Source organism: Pantoea sp. BRR-3P, from assembly GCF_039621635.1.
GTDB classification, from domain to species: domain Bacteria; phylum Pseudomonadota; class Gammaproteobacteria; order Enterobacterales; family Enterobacteriaceae; genus Pantoea; species Pantoea floridensis.
Map to the genome: position 1 here is coordinate 3,018,247 of NZ_CP155066.1, position 14,156 is coordinate 3,032,402.

15 protein-coding genes are annotated in these 14,156 nt (G+C 55.7%); 7 read left to right on the forward strand and 8 right to left on the reverse strand.

Annotated features, from left to right (window positions below; genetic code table 11):
- Window positions 1-114 precede the first annotated feature (114 nt).
- Window positions 115-1,887, forward strand: coding sequence for a sigma-54-dependent Fis family transcriptional regulator (locus AAGR08_RS14090; RefSeq protein ID WP_345827159.1), 1,773 nt, complete (start codon window positions 115-117; stop codon window positions 1,885-1,887).
- Here the strand turns inward: AAGR08_RS14090 and AAGR08_RS14095 are convergent.
- Window positions 1,884-2,375 (reverse strand): YajQ family cyclic di-GMP-binding protein, encoded by a 492-nt coding sequence (locus AAGR08_RS14095; protein WP_097094723.1) that lies wholly within the window; start codon window positions 2,373-2,375, stop codon window positions 1,884-1,886. The genes AAGR08_RS14090 and AAGR08_RS14095 overlap by 4 nt on opposite strands.
- 125 nt (window positions 2,376-2,500) lie before the next feature.
- Here AAGR08_RS14095 and panE point away from each other — a divergent pair, with 125 nt between their 5' ends.
- Both panE and yajL read left to right on the forward strand, forming a co-directional pair.
- Window positions 2,501-3,421: a 2-dehydropantoate 2-reductase gene (gene panE, locus AAGR08_RS14100; RefSeq protein WP_345827160.1), complete on the forward strand. Its 921-nt coding sequence runs from the start codon at window positions 2,501-2,503 to the stop codon at window positions 3,419-3,421.
- The gene (gene yajL, locus AAGR08_RS14105; RefSeq protein ID WP_097094725.1) at window positions 3,375-3,983 is read left to right on the forward strand and encodes a protein deglycase YajL; all 609 of its coding nucleotides are present in this window, start codon (window positions 3,375-3,377) and stop codon (window positions 3,981-3,983) included. The genes panE and yajL overlap by 47 nt, the downstream gene beginning before the upstream one ends.
- 198 nt (window positions 3,984-4,181) lie before the next feature.
- Here yajL and thiI read toward each other — a convergent pair whose 3' ends face one another.
- Window positions 4,182-5,630, reverse strand: a complete 1,449-nt coding sequence (gene thiI / locus AAGR08_RS14110) for a tRNA uracil 4-sulfurtransferase ThiI (RefSeq protein ID WP_097094726.1) — start codon at window positions 5,628-5,630, stop codon at window positions 4,182-4,184.
- 236 nt (window positions 5,631-5,866) lie between these two features.
- On the opposite strand from thiI, the gene xseB reads away from it, so the two are divergent.
- The 4 genes from xseB to AAGR08_RS14130 all read left to right on the forward strand — a co-directional run bounded on the left by xseB (window position 5,867) and on the right by AAGR08_RS14130 (window position 9,958).
- Window positions 5,867-6,109: an exodeoxyribonuclease VII small subunit gene (xseB, locus tag AAGR08_RS14115; RefSeq protein WP_097094727.1), complete on the forward strand. Its 243-nt coding sequence runs from the start codon at window positions 5,867-5,869 to the stop codon at window positions 6,107-6,109.
- Window positions 6,109-7,008 (forward strand): (2E,6E)-farnesyl diphosphate synthase, encoded by a 900-nt coding sequence (gene ispA / locus AAGR08_RS14120; RefSeq protein ID WP_097094728.1) that lies wholly within the window; start codon window positions 6,109-6,111, stop codon window positions 7,006-7,008. The genes xseB and ispA overlap by 1 nt, the downstream gene beginning before the upstream one ends.
- Before the next feature lie 19 nt (window positions 7,009-7,027).
- Window positions 7,028-8,893: a 1-deoxy-D-xylulose-5-phosphate synthase gene (dxs, locus tag AAGR08_RS14125; RefSeq protein WP_345827161.1), complete on the forward strand. Its 1,866-nt coding sequence runs from the start codon at window positions 7,028-7,030 to the stop codon at window positions 8,891-8,893.
- A gap of 90 nt (window positions 8,894-8,983) precedes the next feature.
- Window positions 8,984-9,958 (forward strand): aldo/keto reductase, encoded by a 975-nt coding sequence (locus tag AAGR08_RS14130; protein ID WP_345827162.1) that lies wholly within the window; start codon window positions 8,984-8,986, stop codon window positions 9,956-9,958.
- A gap of 45 nt (window positions 9,959-10,003) precedes the next feature.
- Here the strand turns inward: AAGR08_RS14130 and pgpA are convergent, their stop codons facing one another.
- The 6 genes from pgpA to nrdR form a co-directional block, all read right to left on the reverse strand.
- Window positions 10,004-10,495, reverse strand: a complete 492-nt coding sequence (gene pgpA / locus AAGR08_RS14135) for a phosphatidylglycerophosphatase A (RefSeq protein WP_097094731.1) — start codon at window positions 10,493-10,495, stop codon at window positions 10,004-10,006.
- A complete protein-coding gene (gene thiL / locus AAGR08_RS14140; protein ID WP_345827163.1) occupies window positions 10,482-11,459 on the reverse strand; it encodes a thiamine-phosphate kinase in 978 nt (325 codons plus the stop codon). Before thiL ends, pgpA begins: the two co-directional genes overlap by 14 nt.
- A gap of 46 nt (window positions 11,460-11,505) precedes the next feature.
- Entirely contained in the window at window positions 11,506-11,925 is a 420-nt protein-coding gene (nusB, locus tag AAGR08_RS14145; protein ID WP_007887007.1) for a transcription antitermination factor NusB, read from the reverse strand.
- Between the two features lie 19 nt (window positions 11,926-11,944).
- The gene (gene ribE, locus AAGR08_RS14150; protein WP_097094733.1) at window positions 11,945-12,415 is read right to left on the reverse strand and encodes a 6,7-dimethyl-8-ribityllumazine synthase; all 471 of its coding nucleotides are present in this window, start codon (window positions 12,413-12,415) and stop codon (window positions 11,945-11,947) included.
- Between the two features lie 90 nt (window positions 12,416-12,505).
- Window positions 12,506-13,609, reverse strand: a complete 1,104-nt coding sequence (ribD, locus tag AAGR08_RS14155) for a bifunctional diaminohydroxyphosphoribosylaminopyrimidine deaminase/5-amino-6-(5-phosphoribosylamino)uracil reductase RibD (RefSeq protein ID WP_345827164.1) — start codon at window positions 13,607-13,609, stop codon at window positions 12,506-12,508.
- A gap of 3 nt (window positions 13,610-13,612) precedes the next feature.
- Complete coding sequence (gene nrdR / locus AAGR08_RS14160) at window positions 13,613-14,062, reverse strand: transcriptional regulator NrdR (protein WP_008103978.1); 450 nt, start codon at window positions 14,060-14,062, stop codon at window positions 13,613-13,615.
- Between the last annotated feature and the right edge of the window lie 94 nt (window positions 14,063-14,156).

Consider the following 14,156-nt stretch of genomic DNA (forward strand, 5'->3'; position numbering starts at 1 on the left):
TCTTATAATGGGTATTAACGCAGCAAAGTTCGTCATCTGTGTTGCGTATCGCAACAGTACGGAAACTGAACCGCTACAATGCTGCAACACATTTATCAGCACACGAGGTCAACAATGCAGGGAAATCCATCCGCGTCTGCCGCTAACGGCAATCCGCTGTTAAGCGACTCCTGGTTCCGTAGCCAGCTGTATGGCCTCGACCGCACCGCCGATGATTTTCCGCGCGTTCGCCAGGGTGAACTGGCAGATTTACTCGCCAGTAACGCCGGGCTTCAGCAGTTTGCTCAGCCGGTCATCAAGCAGCTGGCGCAGAAACTGGCTGAAAAGCAGTCAGTGCTGATCCTGTCGGATGCCACCGGTATGGTGCTTAATACCTTTGGCGACATGCCTTCAATGGAGAAAGCCCAGCGTTATGCGCTCGCGCCCGGCAATTTATGGAGTGAATGCGGCCGCGGCACCAATGCGATTGGTACCGCTTTGGCGATTGATGACGGCTGTGAAATCGCCGGCCATCAACATTTCCTTACGCTCAATCAAGGCCTGTACTGCGCAGCGATGCCGCTACAAATGCCAAATGGTCAGATTGCTGGCGTGCTGGACATTTCCGGTCCTGCCCACTTCCCACATCCGCAAACCTTTAGTTGGGTGAAAGCAGCCGCTAAACAGATTGAATACCTCTGGGTGAAGCAAAGCCTGCATCCACAGCAGTGGTTGATGAGTTTGCATTGTCAGCCGCAGGGTATTGATACTCGCGATGAACTGCTGCTGGTGTTCTCCGACAACGTGTTAACTGCCGCTAATCGACTGGCGATGCGTGAGCTGGCGCTGAGTGCGGAGCAGCTGGGCACCCTGACTTTCCAGCAGCTGTTTCCACAACAGCAGCAACAAGACAACACCGTTCCCGCTCCGCTCGAGTACGCCACGCAGCGCTACTATTTCCGCCTGCGCGCTCCGCATCGCAACCATTTCGCTATACCGAGTGAATCCACCCGTGATTTACCTTTCTCCCTGCGTCGCGATGGCGAAAAAATGGTGCGGCTACTCAATGCTGGCGTATCGCTGTGTATTCACGGCGAAACCGGCAGTGGCAAAGAGTACGTGAGCCGGGCGTTGCATCAGCAGAGTCGCTGGCAGGCCGGTAAATTTGTCGCCATCAACTGCGCAGCGATTCCCGAAGCGCTAATCGAATCTGAACTGTTTGGCTATCAGCCCGGTGCCTTTACCGGTGCCAGCAAACAGGGCTACATCGGTAAGATCCGTGAGGCGGACGGCGGCGTGCTGTTTCTTGATGAGATTGGCGATATGCCGCTGGCGCTGCAAACACGTTTACTGCGCGTGTTGCAGGAGAAAGAAGTGGCACCGCTCGGGTCCAGTCGCAGCTGGCCGGTGAATTTTGCCGTCATCTGCGCCACGCACCGTGATTTAGCCTCACGCGTTGCCGCTGGGGAATTCCGGGAAGATTTGCTCTATCGGCTGCAGGAGTTTTCTATGACCATTCCACCCCTGCGCGACTGGCCAGATGTGGAAGGATTTATCAGCCGTTTATGGCTGGAGTTAGGCGGTGGCGAGCGCGATATTCAGCTCTCGCCTGCGCTACTAACTTCTCTGGCTCAGCTCCCGTGGCCAGGTAATGTGCGACAACTACGCAGCCTGCTACGCGTACTCTTAGCGCTGGCGGATGAAGGTGAGGAAGTGACAGACGTACATTTACCTGCGGAATATCGTCGCGCGACGAGGCCTTCTCAGGAAAATCGGCAGAGTCATGATGAGCGGCTGATTAACGAAACGCTACAGCGTTTCAATGGCAACATCAGCAAAGCAGCAGAGGCATTAGGCGTTGCGCGCAGCACAATCTATCGTCGTGCTGCGCGCGATAAACGCGATTAGTCGCGGAAGTTTTTAAACTGGAAAGGTTGACCAAGGTTGCCACCGCGCACCAGCGCCATCGCACCTTGCAGGTCGTCACGTGACTTGCCGGTTACGCGCAGCTCTTCACCCTGAATCTGCGTTTGCACTTTCAGCTTGCTGTCTTTGATCAGTTTTACCAGCTTTTTAGCCACATCACTTTCGATGCCTTTTTTCAGCTTGGCTTCAACAGACCAGCTTTTACCGCTGTGCACAATCTCTTCTGGCACGTCAATCGCCGCGCCTTCAATGCCACGCTTCAGCAGCTTTTCGCGCAGAATATCCACCAGCTGTTTTACCTGGAAATCAGATTCGCTGCTGATTTTGATGGTCTCATTCTTTTCGTTGAGCTCAATGGTTGCACTCACGTTACGGAAATCGAAACGGGTTGAGATCTCGCGGCTCGCATTCTCCACGGCATTTCGCACTTCCGGCAATTCGACTTCGGAAACGATATCGAAAGATGGCATCTTTTCTTCTCCTGATACTAAAGTGACATGCATAATACGCGTCTTGAGGCGCTAATAAAACACGATACGCGGAAAGCTATACTTACCGATGACGTGCAAACAGGAACCCACCCACGGGAGGAAAAATGAAAATTACCGTGCTAGGGTGCGGCGCTCTGGGTCAGATTTGGCTCGCGGCTCTCGCCCGCCAGGGACATGAGGTCCAGGGTTGGTTACGTGTGCCGCAGCCGTACTGCTCGGTGAATGTGGTTGATCTACAGGGTCACGTAAGTAATCAAACTTTTATTGCCAACGATCCGCTATTCCTCGCTGAAAGCCAGCTGTTGCTGGTAACGCTCAAAGCACCGCAAGTCTCTCCGGCCGTGAAAAACCTGCAAAGCGTGCTGCCCGCACATACACCGGTTCTGCTGCTGCATAACGGCATGGGGACGCTGGACGAGTTGAAAGATCTGCGTCAGCCGCTGCTGCGGGGGATCACAACGCATGCCGCCATGCGTGATGGAACGGTCATCAAACATATCGCTCAGGGCATTACCCATATTGGCCCCGTCAGCCGGGAAAGTGCCGCGCTGAGCGATATCGCCGATATTCTGCATCAGGCCCTGCCAGATGTGGCCTGGCATGACAATATCGCTGCAGCCAGCTGGCGTAAGCTGGCGATCAACTGCGTCATCAATCCGCTTACCGTGGAGCACAATTGCCAGAACGGCGCGTTGCGTGCATGGCCACAGCAAATCGCAGCCTTATGCGAAGAAATCGCGTGGGTTATGGAGCGCGAAGGCCAGCATATCGCGGTGGATAATCTGCGCGACATTATCTATGACGTGATTGATAGCACCGCCGCGAATGTCTCATCCATGCTGCAGGATGTACGGGCGCAGCGTCTGACTGAAATTGATTACATCACTGGCTACCTGTTACGCCGCGCCCGGGCGCAAGGGATTTCGCTGCCAGAAAACACCCGTCTGTACGATCTGATTAAACGTAAGGAGTCCCACTATGAGCGCGAACGCATCGGTTCTGGTTTGCCTGGCACATGGCAGTGAAGAGACCGAAGCGGTCACCACTATCGATTTGCTGGTGCGTGGCGGATTAAGCGTCACCACCGCTAGCGTGGAGAGCGATGGCACCCGTGAAATTGTCTGTTCACGCGGCGTCCGCTTACTGGCGGATGCACCACTGGTTGAAGTGGCCGATAATGAATACGACGCGATAGTGCTGCCCGGTGGCCTAAAAGGTGCCGAAACCTTCCGCGACAGTCCGCTGTTGGTGGAAACCGTGCGCCAGTTCCATGTTTCAGGCAAAATTGTGGCGGCGATCTGTGCCGCGCCGGGTACGGTTTTGGTGCCACACGATCTTTTCCCGGTCGGCAATATGACTGGTTTCCCCGGCTTACGCGACACCATTCCAGACAATAAATGGATGGAGCGTCGTGTGGTGTGGGATCCGCGCGTTAATCTACTCACCAGCCAGGGGCCAGGCACCGCAATGGATTTTGCCTTGAAGCTGATTGATTTGCTGGTAGATAAAGAGAAAGCGCGCGAAGTGGCTTCGCAGCTGGTGCTGGCGGCGGGGATTTATAATTATCAGGAATTTGAAGAGCGTTAATTTGCAGGGGTCGCCCTAAATGGCGTAATGCTGCTCACTCAAGTAAAAAAATGCCTGTTCAAGCAGGTGCGCATGAATGCGCACCCTACGAAGACCCGGCTATATCCACGTAAGGTCACCATTCATGGTGACCGATTCACGCTTAACTGACGAGCATTACGCCCTAAATGGCGCCGCTGCGACAAACGTCAGCAGCCTTTAAGGGCGATAGACCTTCACGTTTTTGAAACCCTGTTCGTGCAGATAGAGCGCCTGCAGGCGACTCATCACACCGCGATCGCAATACAGCAGCCAGGTTTTGCTCTGGTCCAGATCGCCGAATTGGGTGCTGAGTTTGTAGAACGCCAAAGGTTTGACCTCAACGCCTTCAACGATCAGTGGCTTCGCATCCTGCTCATCCGCCGAACGAATATCCAGCACCACATCGTTGCTGGTGAAGGAGTCGACGGTTTCCACTTCCACCACTTCTTCTTCGGTTTGTTCGGCGATTTCACGGATATCGACGTTGCTGGCTTCCTGCACCACGCGATTGAGGATCTCGAAATCGAAATTCAGCTCTTCCGCTTCGATCTTCGCCTTCACCGCCTTCACGGTTGGGCTTTTCGAAATCACACCGCAATATTCCGGCATGGTGCGTGCAAAATCTTCGGTGCCAATTTTGCGCGCCACATCGATGATATGTTCTTTGTCGTGGGAAATCAGCGGACGCAGAATCAGTGTATCAGATGCGTTATCAATCAAGCGCAGATTGGTCAGCGTCTGACTGGACACCTGGCCCAGCGCTTCGCCGGTCACCAGTGCTTGCACGCCGTAACGTTCCGCCACCATTGACGCCGCACGCACCATCATACGTTTCAGCACCACGCCCATCTGACCGTCGTCAACTTTCTCCAGAATCTCACCCACCACGGGTTCGAAATTGATCGCCACAAAACGTACGCGGTGCGAACGACCGAAGCGCTGCCACAGATAATGCGCGACCTGACGAACGCCAATCTCATGCGCTGCGCCGCCAAGGTTAAAGAAGCAGTAATGCACGCGGCAACCGCGACGCATCAGCATGTAGCTGGAAACGCCGGAATCGAAACCACCGGAAATCAGCGACAGCACATCTTCCTGGGTACCAATTGGGAAACCGCCCAAACCTTCATAGCGTGCGGTGATCAGTAGCAGGCGATCGTCTTCGATCTCCAGGTTCACCGTTTCATCCGGGCGATTGAGCTGCACGCGCGCGCTGGCGATGTGCTGATTGAGGCCGCCACCGACGTAGCGCTCAACGTCCTGCGAGCTGAAGCTGTGGGTTCCGCGACGCTTTACGCGCACGCAGAAACTTTTGCCTTCCAGGCGCTCGCGGTTCAACGCCAGCGTCTGCTCGAAGATATCGTGCATATCGCTATACGCGCGATCTTCCACCGCCAGCACGTGATGAATGCCGGGAATGCGCGTCAGTTCAGTGACGATGGTTTCACGCAGCGCTTCATTTTTGGAACGCACTTCAACGTGGTCCCAATGACGCACGACCTTGATCTCTTCATCGACGGTACGCAGGATATTACGAATGCTGCTGGTGAGAATTTTGATAAAGCGCAGACGCACCGACTGACTTTTGATGGTGATTTCTGGGAACAGCTTGATGATAAACTTCATGGCGACAGGGGTTCGTTTGGGCAAATAAGTGCTAAAAGCATCGGCACTTAGCTGTTAAAATCATGTAATTGCGGGTTGATTCAGGAGCCCCCGCATCCGAGGCGCAAAAGTATATCACCTTTGAGGGGTGACTGCTTCTGCTACCGCAGTCACATTCATTATTTTGCTAATTAATCCTCGTCGGCTACCATGACCGATTGCAAGATAATGTCCTAACCTGTGAGTCGACACTGAATATGCCGAAAAAAGCCGAAGCGCCAGCCAGTTTTGAAAGCGCATTGCAGCAGCTGGAACAGATTGTCAGCCGCCTGGAAAGTGGCGAGCTGCCGCTGGAACAGGCGCTGAATGAATTCGAACGCGGCGTACAATTGGCACGTACCGGTCAGCAAACCCTGCAACAGGCAGAGCAGCGGGTGCAAATCCTACTTAGCGACGAGAAAGATGCCGCCCTCACCCCTTTTACCCCGGAAAATGAGTAATGGATTTCGCCAAACTGCTGAGCGCGTACCATCAACGCGTTAATCAGGCGTTGACGCGCTTAATAGATCCACTTCCTTTTCAGAGTTCTCCTCTGGTGAACGCCATGGAATATGGGGCATTATTAGGTGGTAAGCGTCTGCGCCCCTTTCTGGTGTACGCGACAGGCGAAATGCTAAAGGCCGACGCGGCCAGCCTGGATGTGCCGGCTGCTGCCGTTGAATGCATTCATGCATATTCCCTGATTCATGACGATCTGCCGGCGATGGATGACGATGCGTTACGCCGCGGGCAGCCAACCTGCCATATTAAATATGGTGAAGACACGGCGATTCTCGCCGGCGATGCTTTGCAAACCCTGGCATTTTCGATTCTGGCCGACGAGCCGATGCCTGGCGTTAACGCCGAAGCGCGTATTGCGATGATTTCTGAACTGGCACAGGCCAGCGGCGTTGCGGGCATGTGCGGCGGTCAGGCACTGGATTTAGCGGCAGAAGGCAAACGTATCGATCTGGCACAGCTTGAGCAGATTCATCGTCATAAAACCGGCGCGTTAATTCGCGCAGCGGTGCGTCTTGGCGCATTAGCCGCCGGAGAACGTGGCCGCGCCGCATTACCGGTACTGGATATCTATGCCAACGCCATCGGACTGGCGTTTCAGGTGCAGGACGACATCCTTGATGTCGTTGGTGACACTGCCGTGTTAGGGAAAACGCAGGGCTCGGATCAGGCGTTAGGTAAAAGCACCTATCCGGCGCTGATGGGATTAGAAAATGCCCGCAGTAAAGCCTGGGACCTCTATCAAGAAGCGCTCGGCGCGCTCGATATTCTGGCGGCACAGTCTTACAACACAATCGCCTTACAAGCGCTGGCAAGCTTCATAATTGAACGCGATAAATAACTTTCATAATGAGTCTCTGATGAGTTTTGATATTGCAAAATACCCGACACTGGCGTTAGCAAACACGGTTCAGGAATTACGTTTATTACCGAAAGAAAAACTTCCGGAGCTGTGTGACGAACTGCGTCAGTATCTGCTGGACAGCGTAAGCCGTTCTTCCGGTCACTTTGCCTCGGGTCTGGGCGTCGTCGAGCTAACCGTGGCGCTGCATTATGTTTATAACACCCCATTTGACCATCTGGTGTGGGACGTGGGCCATCAGGCTTATCCACACAAGATTCTGACCGGACGCCGCGATCGCATCGGCACCATCCGCCAGAAAAATGGCCTGCATCCCTTCCCGTGGCGCGGTGAGAGTGAATACGACGTGCTGAGCGTCGGCCACTCTTCAACTTCGATCAGCGCCGGTCTCGGCATGGCGGTTGCCGCCGAGCGTGAAGGCAAAGGTCGCCGCACCGCCTGCATCATCGGTGATGGCGCCATCACCGCGGGTATGGCGTTTGAAGCCATGAACCACGCCGGTGATATCAAGCCGGATATGTTGGTGATCCTCAACGACAATGAAATGTCGATCTCTGAGAACGTCGGTGCGCTCAACAATCGGCTGGCACAGATTCTCTCTGGCAAAACCTATTCTCGCCTGCGCGAAGGTGGCAAGCGTGTGCTGGGCGGATTACCGCCGATCAAAGAGCTGGTGAAACGCACCGAAGAGCACCTGAAAGGTATGGTGGTGCCGGGCACGCTGTTTGAAGAGCTGGGCTTCAACTACATCGGACCGGTGGATGGTCACGACGTGCTGACGCTGGTGAGTACGCTGAAGAACATGCGCGATCTGAAAGGCCCGCAGTTCCTGCACATCATGACCAAAAAGGGCAAAGGTTATGCTCCGGCGGAACAGGATCCGATCGCCTGGCACGCGGTACCGAAGTTCGATCCCGCTAGCCTGTCGCTGCCAAAAAGCGTACCGGGCCTGCCAAGCTATTCGAAGATCTTCGGCAACTGGCTGAGTGAAATGGCCGCTGACGATCCGCGTTTGATGGCCGTTACGCCAGCGATGCGCGAAGGTTCGGGCATGGTGAGTTATTCCCGCGACTATCCGCAGCAATATTTTGATGTGGCGATTGCTGAACAGCATGCGGTAACGTTCGCGGCAGGCATGGCGATTGGTGGTTATAAGCCGATTGTGGCGATCTACTCGACCTTCCTGCAGCGCGCCTACGATCAGCTGATCCACGATGTTGCGATCCAGAAACTGCCGGTACTGTTTGCTATCGATCGCGGCGGCATTGTCGGTGCCGATGGCCAAACCCATCAGGGCGCGTTTGATATCGCCTTTTTACGCTGTGTGCCAGAAATGGTGATCATGACGCCAAGCGACGAAAACGAATGCCGTTTGATGCTCTACACGGGTTATCACTATCAAAATGGCCCGAGCGCAGTGCGCTATCCACGCGGCACCGGCACCGGTGCAGTGCTGGAACCGCTGGCAAGTTTGCCGCTGGGCAAAGGCATTGTGAAGCGTCGCGGCGAGAAACTGGCCATCCTCAATTTCGGCACCTTGCTGCCAGAAGCGGCGGCGGCGGCGGAAGCGCTCAACGCCACGCTGGTGGATATGCGTTTTGTGAAGCCGCTGGATGAAGCGTTAATTGCCGAACTGGCTGCCAGCCACGACGCGCTGATTACGCTGGAAGAAGGGGCGATCAAAGGCGGCGCCGGCAGCGGCGTTAACGAATACGTGATGGCGAAACGCCTGCGCGTACCGGTACTCAACCTCGGCCTGCCGGATGAGTTCATTCCACAGGGCACGCAGGAAGAAGTACGCCAGGATTACCAACTGGATGCCGCCGGTATTCAGCAACAAATCGCTAACTGGCTCGCCCAATAATCTTCAACCCTCCTCGCTCACCGCCCGGTGAGCGAGCCTGCTGCTATGCTTAGGGAACGATTTCCCTCAAGCATAAGAGCAGGAGCCCACATGAAAACTATTCCCTTAGGCCAAACCGACTTACAGGTTTCGCGTCTCTGTTTAGGCTGTATGACGTTCGGCGATCCTACGCGCGGTAATCACGCCTGGACGCTGCCGGAAGAGAGCAGTCGACCGCTGATCAAACAAGCGCTGGAGGCTGGCATTAACTTCTTCGATACCGCCAACAGCTATTCCGATGGCAGCAGCGAAGAGATTGTCGGCCGTGCGTTAAGAGACTTTGCGCAGCGCGATCGGGTGGTGGTCGCCACCAAAGTCTATTTCCCGCTGAGCAATCTGTCACAGGGATTGTCGCGCCAAAACATCCTGCAATCGATTGACGACAGCCTGACACGCCTCGGCATGGAGTATGTCGACCTGCTGCAGATTCACCGCTGGGATTACAACACGCCAATCGAAGAGACGCTGGAAGCACTGCATGAGGTAGTGAAATCGGGCAAGGCGCGCTATATCGGCGCCTCGTCGATGCATGCATCACAGTTTGCTCAGGCGCTGGAACTACAGAAGCAAAACAACTGGGCACGCTTTGTCAGCATGCAGGATCAGTACAACCTGATTCAGCGTGAAGAAGAGAATGACATGCATCCGCTGTGTCAGCGTGAGGGGATTGCCGTGCTGCCGTGGAGCCCGCTGGCACGCGGTAAACTCACGCGTCCGTGGGGCGAAACCACCGCCCGCTCCGTATCAGACAATGTGATGGAAAAGCTGTATACCGGCACCGAAGAGAACGATGCAGCGATCGCCGAACGGCTGGCTAACGTTGCGGCGGATAAAGGCGTGACGCGCGCGCAGGTGGCGCTGGCATGGCTGCTACATAAACCTGCCGTCACCGCGCCGATCATTGGCGCCTCGCGCGAGCAGCAGTTTGCTGAGCTAGTGAAGGCCGTCGATGTAGAGTTGAATACAAATGAAATTGCAGAGCTGGAAACGGTGTATCAACCGCATCCGACCGTCGGATTTGAGTGATGTCCCGCATCCTCTCCCGCCAGCGGGAGAGGATGCGGTTTTCGGCTAAAAGGCCAATCCCAGCCCGTACAAAATCACCGCAGAAATCACGCCAGCAATAATGTCGTCGACCATAATTCCCATGCCGCCATGCACATTCTGATCGAACCAGCGAATTGGCCAGGGTTTCCAGATATCGAAAATGCGGAAAATCACAAATCCCGCCACCACCCATTGCCAGCTCATGGCCGGAATTGCCATCAGCGTAATCCACATGCCAATGAACTCATCCCAGACAATGCTGCCGTGATCGTGCACGCCCATATCTTTGGCGGTGCGGTGACACAGATAGACGCCGACGCTGATCCCCACTAACAGCACCAGCGTATAGATCTGGAACGGCAGGAAGGTCAGCAGCCACCAGAAAGGGATGGCGGCAACCGAGCCAACGGTGCCCGGCATTGACGGACTTAAGCCGCTGCCAAACCCCGTCGCCAGCAGATGCCATGGATTGCGCAGGCGCAGGCGACTTTTAGCAACATCTTTACTTGCTAGCAAAGTGATCAAATCCTTTTAGATTGACGCTGCGCGGCTTACCGTTCTCCAGCAGGTTCAGCCCTTCTGATTCCGGAGCAATTTGGCCAATGCAGGTATAAGGCACGCCAAAATGACCGAGCGCCAAGTCAAGCGCGCCACGGTTAACTTCGGGCACGGTAAAGCACAGCTCGTAATCTTCGCCACCGCTCAGCGCCCATTGCAGCACCAGCTCAGGTTCGAAGTGGTCGCGCAGCGCCGGAGAAAGCGGTAACGCGTCAAGATTAAGGCGCGCACCCACGCGGCTGGCGGTCAGCACATGCCCGAGATCGGCAATCAAACCGTCTGAAATATCGATCGCCGAGGTCGCCAAACCGCGCAGCGCCTGCCCTTGCAGTACGCGCGGCATCGGACGCAGATGGCGCTTAATCAACGCTTCGTGCACCGCAGGATCGTTCAGGCGATGGCGATGCTGCAGCAGCGATAAACCAGCAGCGCTATCGCCCAGCGTACCGGTGACGAAGATCCAGTCGCCTGGCTTGGCACCAGAGCGTTTCAGTGCCCTGCCCACCGGCACCAGGCCATGAATGCCGAGCGTCATGCTCAGCGGGCCGCGCGTGGTATCACCGCCAATCAGCTGCATATCGTAATAATCCAGCAGCTCAAACAGGCTATCGCTAAAGGCAGCCACCCAACTTTCATCGATCTCGGGCAGCGTTAATGCCAGCGTTAGCCAGGCAGGATCGGCGCCCATGGCGGCTAAATCGCTGAGGTTGACGGCAACGGCTTTGTAGCCGAGATCGGCAGGATGGATGTCACGTAAGAAGTGGACGCCCGCCACCAGCGTGTCGGTACTGATGGCGAGGGTCTGTTTTTCTGGCACGTTGAGTAACGCGCAGTCATCACCAATTCCTTTCTCCACATCGCGGCGGGAGCTGGTGACGCGGTTAAAGTAACGTGCGATCAGTTCGAATTCACCACAAGACATAAGTCAGGTCTCAATGAGAAAAAGGCCGGTAAACCGGCCTTCATTACTATTTTTTATTGGGTCGAATTTGCGGGGCAGCTTTGTCGAGGACACCGTTGACGAATTTGTGGCTGTCTTCAGCACCAAACACTTTGGCCAACTCAATGCCTTCGTTGATGGCCACTTTGTAAGGCACATCAGAACGCTTGCTCAGCTCATACAGCGAAATACGCAGGATGGCTTTTTCTACCTGGCCCAGCTCTTCCAGCTGACGCGACAGGTAAGGCTTCATCAGACCGTCCAGGTACGCGCTGTTAGTCGCCACACCGGCCAGCAATTCGCGGAAATAGCTAATATCGACGTCTTTGACGTCTTGTTCCGCCAGAAACTGGTATTCCACATCGGCAATGTCGTTCTTAGACAGCTGCCAGGAGTAAAGCGCCTGAACAGCGCACTCACGGGCGCGACGACGAGCAGCAGGTTTCACAAAATTCCCCTTACAAAAATCAGGCTTTGATGGCTTTCAATACGTTGATCATTTCGAGTGCAGTCAGGGCCGCTTCGGCACCTTTATTTCCTGCTTTCGTGCCGGCGCGTTCAATCGCCTGCTCGATATTTTCAGTGGTCAACACGCCGAAGGTCACCGGGATTTCGCTGGACATGGCGACGTGCGCAATGCCCGAGCTGGCTTCACCGGCCACATATTCGAAGTGTGCGGTGCCGCCACGGATGACAGTGCCCAACGCGACAATGGCGTCGTGCTTACCGGCTTTCGCCAGTGCGCGTGCTGCCAGCGGCAGTTCGTATGCGCCCGGAACCCAGACAACGGTGATGTTATCTGCTTTCACCTGGCCGATGCGCTTAAGTGCATCCACCGCGCCGTCCAGCAGGCTGTCATTAATGAAGTTGTTAAAACGCGCAATTACGATGGCAATCTTTGCATCAGGCGTGGCAACAGGAGCTTCGATAACTTTCATACATATCCTTTGGGTTGTTTTATGGCCCCGCAGAAGGGGGCGGATTCTATCATACTCTTTGGCGACGCGCTCAGGCTTTTCCGCGCGCTGTCAACGCGGGGTTAACGTTAAGCGCAGGTCTTCGCCGACCCGGCGCACATCGCTAAAATTCAGGGCGGGCGCATCCGTCAATTGTTCCAGTCCGGGCAGCTCGCACAGGCCACGCGCGGCGTTGCCCAGCAGCTTCGGTGCCATATACACGATCAACTCATCCACCAGCCCCGCCTGCAGCAGCGCGCCGGCTAAGCTGGCACCCGCTTCAACCCAAACGCTGTTAATCTGGCGCTGGCCGAGCAACATCATCATGGCGACCAAATCGAGCTGTTCGCCGCGTTGCGGCACCGCAATCTGTGTAACGCTAGCAGGCCACGTTTGGCGATCGGGTTCGCTGCGCATCAGCCAGGTTTCGCCGGGCTGGTCAATCAAACTATGCTGCGGCGTAACGCGCTGTTGGCTGTCAATCACCACCCGCACCGGCTGACGCAGCTGGTTTTCATCGAGCCGTGCACGGACATCGGCACTCAGTTCATTCCAGCGCACCGTCAGCGAGGGATTGTCGGCTAACACGGTGGCGCTGGTGCTAAGGATAGCTGAACTCTGGGCGCGCAGACGTTGCACATCGCGCCGTGCCGCTGCCGAGGTGATCCATTGACTTTCGCCGCTCGCCATCGCGGTGCGCCCATCAAGGGATGCGCCAAGTTTCAGCTGAATCCACGGGAAGCCGGTGCGCATCCGTTTCAGAAAACCGCGATTCAGCGCTTCCGCTTCGTTGATCATGACGCCATGGCTGACATCGATGCCCGCCTGCTGTAAACGATACAGTCCGCGCCCTGCCACCTGCGGATTGGGATCCTGCATCGCGGCGACCACGCGTGTGACGCCTGCGGCAATCAGCGCATCGCAACAGGGCGGCGTGCGTCCATGATGGCTACAAGGTTCCAGGGTGACATAGGCGGTTGCGCCTTTGGCACGTTCGCCCGCCATACGTAGCGCGTGCACTTCCGCATGAGGTTCGCCCGCGCGCTGATGCCAGCCTTCGCCGACAATTTCGCCCGCGCGCGCAATCACGCAGCCAACGTTAGGATTAGGCGTGGTGGTAAAGCGTCCGCGGCGCGCCAGTTCCAGCGCGCGCGCCATGTAGCGTTCGTCAGTCATGGATTAATCCTGTAAACGGGCAATCTCTTCGCCAAAATCGCGAATATCTTCAAAGCTGCGGTAGACCGAGGCAAAGCGGATGTAAGCGACTTTATCGAGCTTTTTCAGCTCATCCATTACCAGATTACCAATCAGGGCACTGGGTACTTCACGTTCGCCGGTGGCACGCAGCTGGGTTTTTATATGATTTACCGCGCTTTCCACCGCATCGGCGCTCACTGGGCGTTTTTCCAGCGCCTTGATCATGCCGCTGCTGAGCTTATCTTCGTTGAAGGGTTCACGTACATCGTTGCTTTTCACTACGCGCGGCATCACCAGTTCAGCCACTTCAAAGGTGGTAAAACGCTCGTGACACACCAAACACTGGCGGCGGCGGCGCACCGAAGAGCCTTCACTGACCAGACGCGAATCAATCACTTTGGTGTCCACAGCGGAGCAGAATGGGCAATGCATGACGTTTCCTGTCGCGAGATAATTAGGTCACACAGTGTAGCGCGATCTCGGTTGCAACTAAATACAAGGCGCGGAATCTGCATCCCCTTCACAG